The sequence below is a fragment of the Bacillus sp. ISL-35 genome, assembly GCF_018613355.1.
In the GTDB taxonomy this organism is placed as follows: Bacteria; Bacillota; Bacilli; order Bacillales; family Cytobacillaceae; genus Mesobacillus.
In genome coordinates, this window is the sequence record NZ_JAGGQK010000022.1 from 12,770 (window position 1) to 28,130 (window position 15,361).

Genomic DNA, 15,361 nt, shown 5'->3' on the forward strand with positions numbered 1-15,361 from the left:
AAAACAAATTATATTCCTTAAAAAATGGTTTTTATTCCTTAATAACGGATTTTATTCCCAAGTCCATAAAAAAACAGGCCCAGGTTACTCTGAGCCTGCTTGACGATTCTTATTTTTCCATATCGGCCAATACCGATTTGGCGACCATTTCCATTTCTTCAGGTGATAAGTCTGTGGATGCCAGCATATAATCGACTCCGAGATGTGTCCACGAAATCGATGTTTCGTTCATGGCACCAACCGTGAATCCGAGGTCGACAGGCTTTCCGGTCATATTGATGGCCGAGGACATCGCAGGCATTGCATTTGCTTTCTCCTGGATGAGCGTGAATGACTTGTCGCCATCGTATGTCAATACAACCCGCTTGCCATCCTCTGTCGTGATTTCCTTTTCATCGATCAGCGTTACGCCCGGAATTTCGGCGACTGGATATTTCACTGTAAATTCCTTGTCTTCCATATCTGCCATAACCGGTACCTCAAGCTGAGCACCTGTCATGTTCTTTTTCATGTCAAACGCATCTTTATCAAAGCTTGCGTCGAATTTCACATCAGAGAATTCTACTGTCACCAGTGCATTGCGGTCCGGATCCATTACCTTCACGCTGACTGGCGCCAGGCTCTTCTTGTTCAGCTTGATTTCCTGGATTGGAAGCATCTTGTTGTTCTGGTATCTTGTTTTCGTCTCGAACACATAATGCTCCTTGGTGGCTGAGAATTTCGCTTGCTTATCCTCGAGGATATCCGTGATTAAAGATTCGTATAGATAAGCCTGGCTGCTGTTCTTCGGCCAGTCGCTCTGGAAACGGAAGCTCTTGTTCAGTGCCGGTGTCAGAACAAAGACTCCCTCATCATTCCTGAGGATCATCTGGCTTTGGTCCTTCTGGGCATTCTTCAAATTCACACGGTAAAATGACGGATCTTTGTGCCAAATCTCCACATCATACACCTGCGGCTCGGTACCCATCTGCAATGTCATCTTTGCCTTAGCTTTGTAACTCTTTAAATCATTGAGCGTTCCGTCCAAGTCCTTAACCACAGATTCCTGTGATTTTGTCCCGCAGGCAGCCAGAGCAAAAATAACCATGAGCCCGGCGAGAAGCAGCAATAACCTTTTCTTCATTCTTCCAACCCCTTTTAGTCTCATTTGAACGTGTAAAGGGAAAGAAAGGACAGGAATAAGACACTGGCTGCAAAATTGCTTGAGTAGTCTTCGTGCAGCCATGTTCTCGCCGCCCTAGCCTTGTCTCCCTTACTGCATTATGAATATATGAGACAACCTGGGCGAATATGCCCCCGGGATTGACAAGCATTTTAAAATTTTTGATTTCCACTTGTTTAACTTTTGCAAGCATAAGCAGAAAAGCCTTTTACATTTTTTCGATGATCACCTGCGCAATGGCGTAATGCTCACTGTGGGAAATGGACAAGTGAACACCTTCCATATAGGGCTTGAGGACAACCGGGCGTCCGTGCGAGTCATTTTCGATTTCTATATCCATAAAAGACAGCTCCTTTCCGATGCCCGTCCCTTTCGCTTTTGAAAAAGCTTCCTTCGCAGCCCAGCGTCCGGCAAGGAATTCGATTGCCCTCCGTTCCTTATATTGACGATACACTTCTCTTTCTTTCTCAGTTAACACTCTATCAGGAAAGCGCGGCTGCGACTCCACCAGTTTGCGGATCCGGCCGATTTCCACGATATCGATTCCTGTTCCGATAATCACTTTTCTCTCTCCCTTCTAAAAAAGCTTTATTCAGCATACAAAATAGTGTACAACTTTTGCCTTTTAGGGCTATGCTTTAAATTAAGATTATCATTAAATCAGAATCAAGCCTCACGATATCAGTAACCAGGAGGTTTCCATGTTTACAAGGACTGAAAGCTTGCGTGACTTCATCCGCTTTTACCCTGTCATTACCTTCATCATTGTCATACATATCTTATTATACTTGCTGACGGCATTGCCAATTTTCCCGAGTAAATACCTTTTTGAACGTTTGGCTGGAGTGAACCTGTATGTTGTCAACGGCGAGTACTGGCGGCTTGTCACCCCCATCTTCATGCATGCCGGCTTTACGCACATGCTGTTCAACAGCTTTTCGCTCGTCTTGTTTGGACCGGCGCTGGAGCAGCTGCTCGGCAGGACGAAATTCACCCTGGTGTATCTTGTTACAGGGATTGCCGCAAACCTCGCCACCCTGCTGCTTGAACCGCTGACCTATACACATGGCGGCTCAAGCGGGGCGATTTTTGGCCTGTTCGGTTTCTATATTTCTATTATTATGTTCCGAAAAGCGATGATGTCGCGCGAGAACTCGCAGACCATCATGACCATCGCCATCATCGCCGTCATCATGACCTTCGTCCAATCGAACATCAACATCACCGCCCATATTTTCGGTATGCTGTCCGGCTTCCTGATTGGCGCCGCGGCCTACAGAAGGTAAAAAAAAGCGCCCAGCAGGCGCTTTTTTCGTGTCATTTAATTTGTGTGCTTATGTCATCAGCCATCTCATGCGAATACCAGTTATAGATTTGATCGGCGTGCCGCTTTTCAAGATCAATGACTTTGCCGCCGGCGCCCCCATGCCCAGACATGACAATCGCCTCCACAGTCGCAAGCTTCTTTTTCTTCTGAAAAGAGCTTTGCTTGATGCTGAAGGACTGGATTTTATTTTTCCTCATATATACAGTGTTTTTGGCCATGTTCCGATAACGGAAGGTCAGCATCCCTTCGTCAAGGCTCCAGCCTGCATCCTTGTAATTCAAGTAAGACCAGATTGCCGATAGGGCGAGCAGGATCAGGGCTCCATATCCCCATGGCCTCAAAAACCAGATGGCCAGAGCGATGATTGGCAGGACGAACAGCCAGCCTTTTAACAGATATCTTCGGTATGCCCGCGGAGGTGCAGGCGATAGATTGACGCGGAAGTGGTAATCCGTCAAATACGGTTCAAGCAGGCCGGGGATTTTTCTTTTTTTCACGATCGGCAGGATGAGGACTTTGGAGCTTTCCTGGTCCAGCGCCGATCCGCCCGCGCTTTCAACGAATGCCGAGGCGTATCCGAGCGGCTGCCTGATTAGGTTCTCGCTGATCCGGACAGCCTGAATCCGATTCAGCGGAATCGTAAACTGCCGCTTCTCCAATAATCCCCGTGTGATGACAAGATCATTGTCGACTTTTCTTACGGTAAAATTAGCGTATTTCAGCATCGTCCCAAGAAGCGCGATCAGCCATGCCAGCAGGAATCCGATGAAAACGACAACACTGATAAAAATAACGCCGTTTTGGACAAAGTTCTCCACTCCATCAAAAATCTGTTCATACGGGATGAACTCTTCAAACTGGAACACGAACGCCAGCACCGCGGAGATGACAACCCCTACTCCGCCTGAAGTCGTTGCCAGCATCAACAGCTCAGGGACTGATATTTTATAAAGCACATCTTCTTTTGAAGACAGCTCCTCGTCTCCTTGCTGGATTTGCCCGTTCTTCTTGATGGAGACCAGGTAATCATGGATTTCCTGGGCATCCTGCTTCGTGATAGCCGTGAGGACCGCCTCGCCATCCTGCAGGCCCATCCCTCCTGATCCAGCTGTCTCCACTTTTACCTTCACAAGCCCAAACAGCCGCTGTAAAATTCCTTCTGATAAATCAAGGCTTTGAATCCGGTCAAATGGAATGTACCGTTTTTTCCTGACGATCAGTCCATATTCAATCCTTAGTTCGCCCTGCTCGATTCGATATGTAAATCTATACCATGACAGAACACCATATACTAACACCAGTACGACTACCACGATTGAACCAATGAAATAAAACAAGTCCCAATCCGTGCCCCTGCTGCCGAAGACGACGAAAATCAGGAAGGGAATGATCATTTCTTTCAGCTGTCGGAGTGCATTGACGATCGCGGCCACCGGATGCAGTCTTTTCGGTTCAGACATCCTCATCCGCCACCCTTGCCAGCCTGGAAATGGACGTTCTCAAGCTCTCTGCTTCCTCCATATCAAGCGCTGGTATTTCATGGACGGTCGCAGCGGTTGAAACCGTCACCGTTGATAAACCGTATTTTCTCAATAATGGTCCCTGCAGCGTATCGACATGCTGGACCCGAATCATCGGGATCAGCGTCCTTTTCACGATAAATACTCCGTACTGAAGCTCAATCTCCTGTTCCCTGACTTCATAACGCCAGCGTTTCCAGCGCAGCTTCGGCAATAAAAAGATGAACAAATAGCTATATATAACTGCCACTGCAATAGCAGCACCAATGATCCAATTTTGAAAATCAAAAATAATCGTCATGGCAATCAAACCGCCCGCCAAAAGCCAAACCAACAGGGAGTAAAGGCCAGCGGCAATTTTCCAGACAGTCAAAGCCCGCTCGGAAATCCGCTTCTGCGGCTCAGAAATCGTCATAAGTTATCCTCCCATTATTACCAATTAATAGCACCTTTCTAAGTATACAACAACTCCCCACTCCTGGGGCACTAAATTGGCAAGGAATGTGCTGGGAATGAGATTGGCTAACGGACCATTTGACGAGTGAATGTATCTTCTGAAATTAAGGGCCCATTCGACAAGTGCCTGGCACGCCCCGAAATTTGTCGGCTATTTTAGGAGGAAGCTGCTGCCGTCTATGGCTTCGATTTCCGAGGTCTGTCTTAAATCCTCTGAGAGTTTAAACAGCGCAAGGTCTTTCTTTTTTGCTTCGATCATACAGTGAATTTCAGGAACGGATCCTTTTATTCCGTTCAGGAAGTCCATGAACATTTTCACATCGACATATTCGGCGTGTGCGCGGAAATCTTTTTCCGAGCGCGGGCTTGATATGTGCATTTTCACAGGGAGCTTGGATTGCTCCCATGTCCCAACAACTCGCCCCCATTGCTCCTCCCAGTTTATATCCTCATGATGGGCGAGGTGGTGATGGTAATCGAACACAAGCGGGATTCCCAGTTTTTCGCAGAGATAAAGCGTGTCATGCAGAGTGAACGAAGTATCATCATTTTCAAGCATGATCATGCTCTGCAGCCGTGTTGAGACCAGCCCCCAGTTATGGATGAATTGTTCAAGAGCTTTCTCCCTGTTTTCATAAACGCCGCCAACATGGAGGACGCAGCGATGCTCAGGGTCGATTCCCATCCCCTTCAAGAGCGCATGGTGCATTGCCAGCGTCTTGACCGAGTTGTTCAGCGTATCGGTCTTCAATGTATTCAGCAGCACAAAATGATCTGGATGGAAATCCACCCTCATTGGATTCTCATGTAAAAAATCAGCAATTTCCTTAAGCGGCTCTTGTAGCGCCCGCATGTACTTCCAATCGGAAAGTTCCTCATGGTTGGCAAGCGGAATCAGCCGGGAGCTAAGCCGGAAAAAGTGGATTTCGTTCGCCTTGCTGTGCCTTAACAGGCGAAGGCAGTTTTCAAGATTGGAAACCGCGATTCTTTCAAGCTTATTGATCGCCGCGTCACGGTCCTTGATTCCCTGGAATTGCTTGAATGTCATTGTCTGTGACGGCGAAGCATTCTTCAACTCCTCGCTCATCGCCACATACCCAAGCCTCACAATCGTCATCAGATTCACCCCACTCGTTTTTTAGTAGTATGCCCCACTAAAAAGTGAGCGGCCGTTCTATTTTCGATATAGAGGTCCAGGTTCGACACGAAGTGTTAGGGGCAGGTTTGCTAGCTATTGATTCGCGATGTGGTCGATATATTCGGAAATATGGTCGATAAATTGGCAAATGTGGTCGATAAAATGGCAAATGTGGTCGATAAAACTGAAAATGTGGTCGATATCTTTCTAAATGTGGTCGATATATCGTGAACAGTGGTCGAATAATTTAAAATGCGCAGACCTATTGCGGAGATTTCATGGGGTGCACCCCATTATGCAGCAGAAAAATTTTTAAATTCTTCTTAAAAGATGCCATAAAGTGAACACTTCACTAAAAAAACCTCCAACTTTTCAAAAATCGCATAAAAATATCCCCGGCTGCGTAAACCAACCGGGGATTTCGTGTTTATTTTAGCGTGATGATCTTGATTTGTAGCCGCCGCCTTCTCTGCTGCCGCCACCGCCGCCTGTGCGTTTTGTTCCAGAACGTGGCTTGTAAGGTTTCTTACGGCCGTCGCCTCTGTTATCGTATCTTTTGCGGTCTCCTTGAGGCTTCTTGTTTCTGTTTGGAAGAGGCTTTTCCTCAGTAAGCTTAACAGGAGTTGTATCAGGCTCTTTAGTCAGCATTTTCAATACTGAAGCAACGACTGTTTGAGCATCATGGCCTTTCAATAGCTCATCTGCAGCCTGGCGGTAGTATTGAAGGTTATTTGACTCGATTGTTTGTGTAATCTTTTCAATAACAGCTCTTTGCTGGCCTTCAAGCGCCTGGTCCAGGGTTGGAGCAGTCATTTTTTCCATGCGGCGTTTAGTCGTTTTTTCCACCACATGAAGGTATGAAGTCTCTCTATGTGTGACAAACGTGATCGCCATACCCTCTTTACCTGCACGGCCAGTACGTCCGATACGGTGTACATAGCTTTCAGGGTCCTGAGGGATATCGAAGTTGTAAACATGTGTAACTCCAGAAATATCAAGTCCGCGTGCCGCAACGTCTGTTGCTACAAGCACGTCGATTGAACCTTCCTTGAACTTTCTTAAAACAGACATACGCTTCGCCTGTGTAAGGTCTCCGTGGATTCCTTCAGCAGTGTATCCGCGCAGGTTCAATGCTTCAGAAAGCTCATCAACACGGCGCTTCGTGCGTCCGAAGATGATTGCCAATTCAGGAGACTGGATGTCAAGAAGACGAGTAAGAACGTCGAACTTGTTCTTTTCTTGAACTTCAACATAGAATTGCTCAATCAAAGGAACAGTCATTTCCTTCGCTTTGACGCGAACGACTTCAGGGTCCTTCATGAAGCGTTCAGCAATCTTGCGGATTGGTCCCGGCATTGTTGCTGAGAACAATAACGTCTGGCGTTCGTTCGGGATCTGGGCAAGGATTGCTTCTATATCTTCGATGAAGCCCATGTTCAGCATTTCATCTGCTTCGTCAAGGATGACTGTTTCAACAGTATCAAGACGGATTGTCTTTCTGTTGATGTGGTCAAGAAGTCGGCCTGGTGTGCCCACGATGATGTGAGGTCCTTTTTTCAAAGCGCGGATCTGGCGGTTGATGTCCTGGCCGCCATAGATTGCAAGAACGCCTACTCTCTTGCCAGCACCGATTTTGTATAATTCCTCGGAAACCTGGATTGCCAATTCACGAGTTGGGGCGATGATGATTCCCTGGATGTTATGATTTTCTTTCTTGATTTTTTCCACTAGAGGAATACCGAAAGCAGCAGTCTTACCAGTACCTGTCTGTGCCTGGCCGATTACGTCTTTGTTTTGAAGACTGATTGGAATCGTCTCTGCCTGGATTGGAGTTGCTTCCTCAAAACCCATATTTTTTACAGCTTTTAATGTTGCGGGGCTAATGCCCATGTCTTGGAACATTGTCAACTTTGCTCATTCTCCTTTATGTTCACATTTATCCCGCACCGGTAACATCCGATGCTTCGTTTATTTTAAGTGGCTGTTTAAGGATCCAAATCATTTCTGATTCTGGTTAATTTATTATACCTTCACGGCAAAATAGGTGTTAGCACCTTGTGTTTTAAGCAGGGCTGAATCAGCATTTACAACGTGCTGAAGCACAGAACCTGAAATTTTAGCAAAAAAAGACATTCTCCAGCACGGGAGTATGTCCGCTTAAAGGATTTTCTCAGTTAGACACTCAATATTTATCATACCATCTTTAGTCAAGAAAAGCAATTTTCGAGGCGAGGCCTCAGCTGCTGACTTCCTCTCTTGGTTTGGAGGTCAAAAAATCATAAACCTCATCAAAAAGGTGTTCTTTTTCGTCGCAGTGGCAAATCAGATGTTTGGAGTTCTTATAAAAAATCAGCCGTTTTTCCTTCGCGCCAATGTTTTCATAAAGATAAAGGGCGCTTTTGGGAGGGACGATGCCATCACTCTCGCCCTGGGCGATCAAGGTAGGCACCATGACATCGTTGAGAATAGGCTTGATTTTGTTCACAAGCCTGCGAAACTGCAAGGTAGCGGTCATGGGTGTTTCTTTGATTTTTCGTGTGTAACGCCTGAACAACTCATTTTCCTTCAATTTTCCTTTTACTGTGTCCCGCATCATTTCCTTGATGTCAAAGGCAAGCTGCTTTGGATTCACATAATAGGCAGCTGCACTGAGCAGGACCAGCTTTTCAACCGGATAGGCTGAGGCCAGATAGCTGGCAATCAGGCCACCCATCGAAAACCCGACTACATAAACGGTGTCACACTCTTTCAATAGAGCTTTTAGTTCCCTTTCAGCATGGTCAATCCATTCATTATGCTTGATCCCCTTCAAACTAAGCTCATCGCCATGTCCAGGCAGGGTAGGAACAACGATTTTCCAGTCAGTCCGCAATCTTAATGACTGGGCAAGAGGCTCCACTTCAAAAGGAGACCCGGTAAAACCATGGATCAACAGACAACCTATCATAACCAATCACCCATTAGTTTTTCTCGTATTTAATCTTTCCCCATTTTAAATGATTTAACCCAGAATTTCCTCGATTAAGCATTCCAAATCAACACCAAAAAGATGTCCGGTTGAAGGACATCTTGTTTGATGGTTATTTTTGAAGGGCCTGGACGACTTCCTCCAGAGCCATGCCGCGTGATGCTTTTACCAAAACGATTGTTTCATCGGTTACATACTTTTTCAGTTCTTCACTTAATTGCTGTTTATCATCGAAAGCAAACGCCCTGTTTTCACCAAGGACTTCCTTTGCGCCTCTGGCGATCGATTGGCTTAGCTTGCCGTATGTGAACACGTAGTCCACCTTTGCGGCATCAAGGGAAGTCCCGACTTTATAATGGTATTCTTCCTCCAGCGGCCCGAGTTCAAGCATATCACCAAGCACAAGGATTTTGCGGCTGTGTCCGGACAGATTGGCAACAAGGTCAATTGCCGCATTCATGGATGTCGGACTCGCATTATAGGCGTCATTGATGATTTTCTCACCATGGGCCCCCTCTGAAAGCTCCATCCTCATGTTTGTCAGCTTTAAGCTGGCAAAGCCGTCGTTCATCTTTTCAAAAGGGACGCCAAGGAACTCTGCGGCAAGCATGGCTGCCAGAGCGTTCAGGATATTATGGTTCCCGAGGACCGGCAGATAGAATTGGTCACTGACGATGTTCGTTGTGAACTTATTGCCATCCTCCATCGGCTCGATTTCAACCGGATACAAATCATTCTCCCGGCTTGCCCCGAATGTTTTCAGGACGCCATTTCCTTTGTAATCCTGCAGCCTTTCCTGCAATAGCGGCTCATCTCCGTGAAAAATGATCAGCCCATTTTCCTGTAGGCCAGTGATGATTTCCAGTTTCGCGTCAGCAATCGCTTCCCTTGAACCAAGGTCAAGCAGATGGGATTCTCCGATATTTGTAATGATCACTGCATCCGGACGACCCAGCTTAGTTAAAAACTCAATCTCCCCTTTGCTGCTCATGCCCATTTCAAGCACGGCAACCTCTGTATCTTCCTGAAGACGCAAAAGCGTAAGCGGAAGCCCAAGATGGTTGTTGAAATTCCCTTCTGTTTTTTGGACCTTGTATTTTTGCGCAAGCAGATTTGCTGTCATATCCTTTGTTGTCGTTTTGCCGTTGCTGCCGGTAATCCCGACAACCTTGATATCAAGTGAATTCCGGTAGCTTCTTGCCAGCTCCTGAAGGGCAATCGTCGTGTCTTCGACGATGATGACTGGAAGGTCTTCCGGAGGGTTCGGCACATCTTTTTGCCAGAGGGCAGCCGAAGCACCGCCATTCTGGATGACATCTGCTACAAATTTATGCCCGTCTGTCCGCGCACCTTTAAAAGGAACAAATAAATTCCCGGCTTCAATTTTGCGAGTGTCAATGGAAACACCCTTGATCTCGACATCGGCAAATTTGCTTACATCATTCAGCCCGCCTGCCATTTTCGCGATTTGTGCTAAAGTTTTTTGGATCATTCAGATTTCCTCCCATGAAAAGAGAGAACACGGCCATTTGTTACTCCGTGTCCCCCTGGATGTTAAGTATTTTTAGAATGTATATTTGATCTTCTGCTTTTCAGCGTGGCGCTCGATTCCGAGGTTCACCAGCTTTTCGATCAGCTGCGGATATTCGACACCTGCGTGCTTCCACAGAAGGGGGAACATGCTGAATGGAGTGAATCCAGGCATTGTATTGACTTCATTGATCAGGAACTGACCATCTTTTGTCAGGAAAAAGTCAGCACGTACGAGGCCCGAGCAATCAAGCGCCTTGAAGGCGGTGATGGCCATTTCCTTGATATCTGCATATTGCTGCTCCGTGATTTCTGCGGGAATGATCATCGCCGTATCGCCATCTTCGTACTTCGCCTTGTAGTCATAGAAGTCCTTCTTAGGGACAATTTCACCAACGACCGAGCATTCCGGCTCATCGTTCCCCAGGACACCGATTTCGATTTCCCGTGCGACAACACCCTGTTCAACGATGATTTTACGGTCAAATTGGAACGCCTCTTTGAATGCCTTTTCAAGCTCCTGCTTATTGGACGCCTTGCTGATTCCCACGCTCGACCCGAGGTTCGCAGGTTTTACAAAGCAAGGATAGCTCAGTCTTTCTTCGACAAGACCGTATACCTTCTCGCTGTCCTTTTCCCACTCGCTGCGAAGGGCGGACACATAATCCACCTGTGGCAGTCCGGCCTGCGCGAAAATATTCTTCATGATGACTTTATCCATCCCTGCCGATGAGGCAAGAACGCCATTTCCGACATAAGGAAGGTTCAATAGTTCAAGCAGCCCCTGAACCGTCCCGTCCTCTCCGTTTGGTCCATGCAGCAATGGGAAGATGACATCCAGCGTCTTGCCCTCTTCCTTTCCGCCAGCCTGGAATAATGCCGGTGTAAACGAAGGGGTTGGCAGGTTCGAGCCATCCGCGAATTCAAGCTGTTTGACGTTCTCAGCAGGTGCGTTTAGCTGCGGTCCCTTGACCCACTCCCCTTCCTCCGTTATGTATATAGGAAAAATCTCGTAGTTTTCAAAATCCAATGCCTTTGTCACAGCCAAAGCTGTCTGCATCGATACTTTATGTTCAGCCGATTTGCCGCCGTATAGCAGCCCAATTCTTGTCTTCATAAAAATAGACCTCCAATAAAATTCAATCCGCTTATTATTTTACCACTTTATTTTTTAATTAAGGAATTGTTATCAATATTTAATATTTGCTCTCCAGCTATACTATTTCCTGTTTTGCATGTGTGAAACCTGCGGGAAACACAAAATTAGCAATAGGCATCCGTTCCTGATGAAATTGCCTAATGTACCATATGAGAAAATGGATGATTCCGTGAAAGGACACCCCCAAGTAAAGGTAACTTTTTAAAACGGTTCCTGTTGATGGAGCACCAGGATTTGGGCAGGTTGTTTTACTGGTAAAAAACCGTCGAAATTTCCAATTCGCTATAAAAACATGAAAATCGCTATAAAAATCGAAAAGTCGCTATATAAAATTTATTTTCGCTATATAAATGGAAAAGTCACTATAAAAAAAGATTTTTCGCTATATAAATTAAATTCTCGCTATCATTTAGATTGAATTTCCGATTCCGAAATCGATTCAAACCGAAATTTTCTTCTGGTTTTAAAAGAAAACAGAAAAAAACGCTCAGGTTTTACCTGAACGCTGGCTATTTTACGATTAAAACCGGTGCTTTTACCCTTTTCGCGACTTTGTGGCTGACACTTCCCAGTACCATTTCCTGCAGGCCATTCAAACCGCGGCTGCCGACGACCACGATATCAAACTGGTTTTTGTTTGCATAATTAACGATTGCCGGGCCTGGTTCTCCAAGCAATTTTTCAAACTTGTAGTCCAGGTTTTCCTCTTCAAACATGTTTGTTACAGGCTGCAGCCTGGCTTTTCTTTTCTCCTCGACCAATGTCTGGTCCGCATTGTGAAGGACATCCTCCTTGGAGGTTTGTCCATCGACGACATACACTACGGTTATTTCGCTATCGCCATTTAGCCTGGCCAGATCGACCGCTTTTTTCGCCGCACGTACTGAATGGTCTGATCCATCAGAAGCGAGCAAGATTCTTTTAAACATGCCATTCCCCTCCTACATTAATTTCCATTAACTAATATATAAAGAAAGCACGTTGATTCGTCAACGCGCTTTCTCAAATTTATCTTTAATGTCCGGAAAGCTTTGCGCCTTCCTGTTTATGAACGGCCAGTTTGTCAATCAAGTGGGAGCTTGGTTCATTCAAGCCCTGCAAACGGACCACGGTACCGTTCTCTCTCAATTTGATAACAATTTTATCGATTGCCGCAACCGCTGAGTCATCCCACACATGGGCATGAGTCAGATCGATGACGACTTCTTTTGCCGTTTCTTTCAAATCGAATGAATCAATCAAATCTGTAACGGACGCGAAGAATACTTGTCCTGTAACAAAATACGTACGGCGTTCAGCTGCAACATCAAGTGTAGAAGTAACTTTCACCTTTGAAATCTTTGCGACAAAGAAAATCGCACTTAAAATGATTCCGGCAAATACACCTTTTGAAAGATCATGCGTAAACACTGTTGTGACAGTTGTAACCACCATGACGATTGAATCGGTAACAGGTGTTTTTGCCATCCCTTTAATGGATGACCAGTCAAAAGTTCCGATTGATACCATGAACATGACACCTACAAGGGCAGCCATTGGAATTTGGACAACGACGTTTCCTAACACAAGAATCAGGAACATCAAGAATGTACCGGCAACAAGAGCAGACAGTCTGCCTCGACCGCCAGATTTAACATTGATGACGGATTGGCCAATCATTGCGCAGCCAGCCATGCCGCCGAACAATCCGGCAACGATATTGGCAATTCCCTGGCCACGGCTTTCTCTATTTTTATCACTAGCCGTATCTGTCATATCATCGACGATGGAAGCAGTCAGAAGAGATTCAAGCAAACCAACAATCGACAAAGCCAATGAATATGGGAAGATAATTTTTAACGTTTCTAGGTTGAATGGTACATCTGGAATCAGGAAAGTAGGCAATGCAGCCGTCAGATTCCCCATGTCACCCACGGTTCTCACATCACTTTTGGTCACCAGTGCAATCACGGTAATGACAATAATCGCCACAAGCGGTGACGGGACTGCTTTGGTGATGCGCGGGAAAAGATAGATGATCGCAAGCGCGCCCGCTACCATCGCATACATAACCCAAGTAGCATCAACAAACTGTTCAAGCTGTGCCATGAAAATCAGGATGGCCAGTGCATTCACGAAACCGATCATAACTGAACGCGGAATGAACTTCATGAATCTTGCCAATTTAAACACGCCAAACAGAATCTGCAGGACACCTGTCAAAATTGTAGCTGCCATTAAATATTGCAAACCATGGTCAGCAACTAGCGTCACCATCAACAGCGCCATCGCACCGGTCGCTGCTGAAATCATTCCAGGACGGCCGCCGACAATCGCGATTGTCACAGCAATAGCGAATGAAGCGTAAAGTCCTACCATCGGGTCAACACCAGCAATAATCGAAAAGGCGATCGCTTCAGGAATCAAAGCAAGCGCAACGACAATACCGGCAAGGATATCTCCTTTTACGTTGCCAAACCATTGTTCTTTAATTGTATTTGTATTCAAGTAAACACCCCTTAATATCATTTTATGGCTTCCTACTCTCAAGCAAGCCGGGTCCGATAAAAACAGGATTTATCATAACATATTCATAAAAACTAGCAACCACGGTTGTAAGCGTTATATTTCCCGCTTATCTTCAAATATCGACTGATACCTTTATTTTTCACATAGATACAGTAAAAACCTTTTAATGTAAATTCCACATTCTAACTTGCTTCTTGAAAGCTTTTTAAAAAGGAATTTTGTTATGATGGTCTGGGAGGTTTTCACATGAAGACATCAGGATTATCAGCACCATTCAAAACTAATTTTTATTACGGCTGGGTGATCGTGTTTATTGCTGGTCTCGGTGTGTTTTTTTCAGGACCAGGACAAACGTACTCGGTTTCTGTCTTTATTGATTCTTACATAAAAGATTTCGGCTGGAGCCGATCGCATGTGTCTGCTGTCTATTCCCTCGCTACTCTTGCTGCCGGAATCTGTATGTTCTTTGTCGGCCGCTTCGTGGATAAATGGGGCCAGCGAAAAATGTCAGTTATTGTCGGGACCGGACTGGCACTGGCCAGTTTTTGGAATAGTATGGTCGTAAATACCGCGATGCTGTTCATCGGCTTTTTCTTGATACGCGTTCTCGGTCAGGGGTCGATGAGCCTGATTCCGAATACGCTAGTTCCCCAATGGTTCATTACGAAACGCGGGAAAGCAATGAGCCTGATGGCTATCGGCGGCTTTGCCAGCTCAGCAGCACTTCCGCCTTTGAATGCCTGGCTTGTTGCAACCTGGGGCTGGAGCTTCTCCTGGAGGGTTTGGGGGATTTTACTCCTATTGGTCTTTGTTCCGCTTGCCTTCTTTTTAATAAGGAACAAACCGGAGGATATTGGCGAATATCCAGATGGGATTAAACCCAATTGGACAAATGATCCTGCTGATCCAAACACAACGAGAAAGCCATTGGAAGAGGTCAATTGGACAGTCCAGGAAGCAGTCAAAACACGCGCATACTGGCTGCTGCTGTTTTGTGTCGGAATTCCGGCCCTCGTGAATACCGGACTGACTTTTCATCTGATTTCGATTTTCAAAACGAATGGAATTTCACCTGGAATTGCCGCACTTGCCTTAAGCTTGATGGCTTTGATTGGCTTTCCGGTCACTTTGATTGCCGGCCCATTGCTCGACCGGGTAAAAGTACAATACATCCTCGCCGGAATTTTCGCAGGCGAAATTATCTTTGTCCTCGTCCTGCTGGCAGCTGACCAAACTGCGATTGCGATTGCCTTCGGGGTATTATGGGGAATCAGCGGCGGCTTTGAAAGGATTACCTTGAATTATGTCTGGCCGAGCTTCTTTGGCCGCCAGTCACTTGGCAGCATCAAAGGTTCAGCAATGACGGTGACCGTGCTTGGTTCAGCCTTGGGGCCGCTGCCATTCGGGCTTGCCTACGACTACTTCGGCGGGTATGAGGAAATTTTGCTGATTACAATCATTCTTCCGATTTTGGGTATCACGGTATCACTGCTCGCTAAGAAACCAGTGAAGGACGTTTAGCGGTTCTTAGTTATCAGGCATATGTTGGCCTTGCTTGTGACCGTGATTCCAGCTTCTTCTCGGTTTTCGGGC

Annotated in this window: 14 protein-coding genes; 3 read left to right on the forward strand and 11 right to left on the reverse strand. The window is 46.0% G+C overall.

The features are described 5' to 3' along the window. Positions 1 to 109 precede the first annotated feature (109 nt). Together J7E38_RS21665 and acpS are read right to left on the reverse strand one after the other, a co-directional pair. Complete coding sequence (locus tag J7E38_RS21665; RefSeq protein WP_214709983.1) at positions 110 to 1,123, reverse strand: LolA family protein; 1,014 nt, start codon at positions 1,121 to 1,123, stop codon at positions 110 to 112. A 247-nt stretch (positions 1,124 to 1,370) separates the two neighbouring features. After that, positions 1,371 to 1,724, reverse strand: a complete 354-nt coding sequence (gene acpS, locus J7E38_RS21670) for a holo-ACP synthase (protein ID WP_214709984.1) — start codon at positions 1,722 to 1,724, stop codon at positions 1,371 to 1,373. 139 nt (positions 1,725 to 1,863) lie between these two features. On the opposite strand from acpS, the gene J7E38_RS21675 reads away from it, so the two are divergent. Beyond that, positions 1,864 to 2,448, forward strand: coding sequence for a rhomboid family intramembrane serine protease (locus tag J7E38_RS21675; RefSeq protein WP_214709987.1), 585 nt, complete (start codon positions 1,864 to 1,866; stop codon positions 2,446 to 2,448). A 31-nt stretch (positions 2,449 to 2,479) separates the two neighbouring features. Here the strand turns inward: J7E38_RS21675 and J7E38_RS21680 are convergent, their stop codons facing one another. The 3 genes from J7E38_RS21680 to uvsE form a co-directional block, all read right to left on the reverse strand. After that, complete coding sequence (locus tag J7E38_RS21680; protein WP_214709989.1) at positions 2,480 to 3,949, reverse strand: PH domain-containing protein; 1,470 nt, start codon at positions 3,947 to 3,949, stop codon at positions 2,480 to 2,482. After that, positions 3,942 to 4,424, reverse strand: a complete 483-nt coding sequence (locus tag J7E38_RS21685; protein WP_214709991.1) for a PH domain-containing protein — start codon at positions 4,422 to 4,424, stop codon at positions 3,942 to 3,944. Before J7E38_RS21685 ends, J7E38_RS21680 begins: the two co-directional genes overlap by 8 nt. Before the next feature lie 192 nt (positions 4,425 to 4,616). After that, positions 4,617 to 5,582 (reverse strand): UV DNA damage repair endonuclease UvsE, encoded by a 966-nt coding sequence (gene uvsE / locus J7E38_RS21690; protein WP_214709993.1) that lies wholly within the window; start codon positions 5,580 to 5,582, stop codon positions 4,617 to 4,619. A gap of 117 nt (positions 5,583 to 5,699) precedes the next feature. On the opposite strand from uvsE, the gene J7E38_RS24230 reads away from it, so the two are divergent. Then, on the forward strand, positions 5,700 to 5,834 hold the full coding sequence (locus J7E38_RS24230; RefSeq protein WP_285291766.1) for a hypothetical protein: 135 nt from the start codon (positions 5,700 to 5,702) through the stop codon (positions 5,832 to 5,834). Between the two features lie 201 nt (positions 5,835 to 6,035). Here J7E38_RS24230 and cshA read toward each other — a convergent pair whose 3' ends face one another. The 6 genes from cshA to J7E38_RS21720 all read right to left on the reverse strand — a co-directional run bounded on the left by cshA (position 6,036) and on the right by J7E38_RS21720 (position 13,768). Next, complete coding sequence (cshA, locus tag J7E38_RS21695; RefSeq protein WP_285291767.1) at positions 6,036 to 7,511, reverse strand: degradosome RNA helicase CshA; 1,476 nt, start codon at positions 7,509 to 7,511, stop codon at positions 6,036 to 6,038. Between the two features lie 328 nt (positions 7,512 to 7,839). Further along, complete coding sequence (locus J7E38_RS21700) at positions 7,840 to 8,550, reverse strand: alpha/beta hydrolase (RefSeq protein WP_214709995.1); 711 nt, start codon at positions 8,548 to 8,550, stop codon at positions 7,840 to 7,842. 133 nt (positions 8,551 to 8,683) lie between these two features. After that, complete coding sequence (locus J7E38_RS21705) at positions 8,684 to 10,063, reverse strand: UDP-N-acetylmuramoyl-tripeptide--D-alanyl-D-alanine ligase (protein WP_214709997.1); 1,380 nt, start codon at positions 10,061 to 10,063, stop codon at positions 8,684 to 8,686. A 72-nt stretch (positions 10,064 to 10,135) separates the two neighbouring features. Further along, entirely contained in the window at positions 10,136 to 11,218 is a 1,083-nt protein-coding gene (locus tag J7E38_RS21710) for a D-alanine--D-alanine ligase (RefSeq protein WP_214709998.1), read from the reverse strand. Between the two features lie 551 nt (positions 11,219 to 11,769). After that, a complete protein-coding gene (locus J7E38_RS21715; RefSeq protein ID WP_214710000.1) occupies positions 11,770 to 12,189 on the reverse strand; it encodes a universal stress protein in 420 nt (139 codons plus the stop codon). Positions 12,190 to 12,274: 85 nt separating this feature from the next. Continuing rightward, entirely contained in the window at positions 12,275 to 13,768 is a 1,494-nt protein-coding gene (locus J7E38_RS21720; RefSeq protein WP_215038929.1) for a SulP family inorganic anion transporter, read from the reverse strand. Between the two features lie 246 nt (positions 13,769 to 14,014). Between J7E38_RS21720 and J7E38_RS21725 the strand changes: the two genes are divergently transcribed. Beyond that, a complete protein-coding gene (locus tag J7E38_RS21725) occupies positions 14,015 to 15,289 on the forward strand; it encodes an MFS transporter (RefSeq protein WP_214710004.1) in 1,275 nt (424 codons plus the stop codon). Positions 15,290 to 15,361 lie beyond the last annotated feature (72 nt).

Coding starts and splice junctions, on each gene's coding strand:
- J7E38_RS21665 (WP_214709983.1), bottom strand. CDS start 1,123: ATGAAGAAAAGGTTATTGCTGCTTCTCGCCGGGCTCATGGTTATTTTT.
- J7E38_RS21685 (WP_214709991.1), bottom strand. CDS start 4,424: ATGACGATTTCTGAGCCGCAGAAGCGGATTTCCGAGCGGGCTTTGACT.
- J7E38_RS21720 (WP_215038929.1), bottom strand. CDS start 13,768: ATGATATTAAGGGGTGTTTACTTGAATACAAATACAATTAAAGAACAA.
- J7E38_RS21715 (WP_214710000.1), bottom strand. CDS start 12,189: ATGTTTAAAAGAATCTTGCTCGCTTCTGATGGATCAGACCATTCAGTA.
- J7E38_RS21725 (WP_214710004.1), top strand. CDS start 14,015: ATGAAGACATCAGGATTATCAGCACCATTCAAAACTAATTTTTATTAC.
- J7E38_RS21705 (WP_214709997.1), bottom strand. CDS start 10,063: ATGATCCAAAAAACTTTAGCACAAATCGCGAAAATGGCAGGCGGGCTG.
- J7E38_RS21675 (WP_214709987.1), top strand. CDS start 1,864: ATGTTTACAAGGACTGAAAGCTTGCGTGACTTCATCCGCTTTTACCCT.
- uvsE (WP_214709993.1), bottom strand. CDS start 5,582: ATGACGATTGTGAGGCTTGGGTATGTGGCGATGAGCGAGGAGTTGAAG.
- J7E38_RS21680 (WP_214709989.1), bottom strand. CDS start 3,949: ATGTCTGAACCGAAAAGACTGCATCCGGTGGCCGCGATCGTCAATGCA.
- J7E38_RS21700 (WP_214709995.1), bottom strand. CDS start 8,550: ATGATAGGTTGTCTGTTGATCCATGGTTTTACCGGGTCTCCTTTTGAA.
- J7E38_RS21710 (WP_214709998.1), bottom strand. CDS start 11,218: ATGAAGACAAGAATTGGGCTGCTATACGGCGGCAAATCGGCTGAACAT.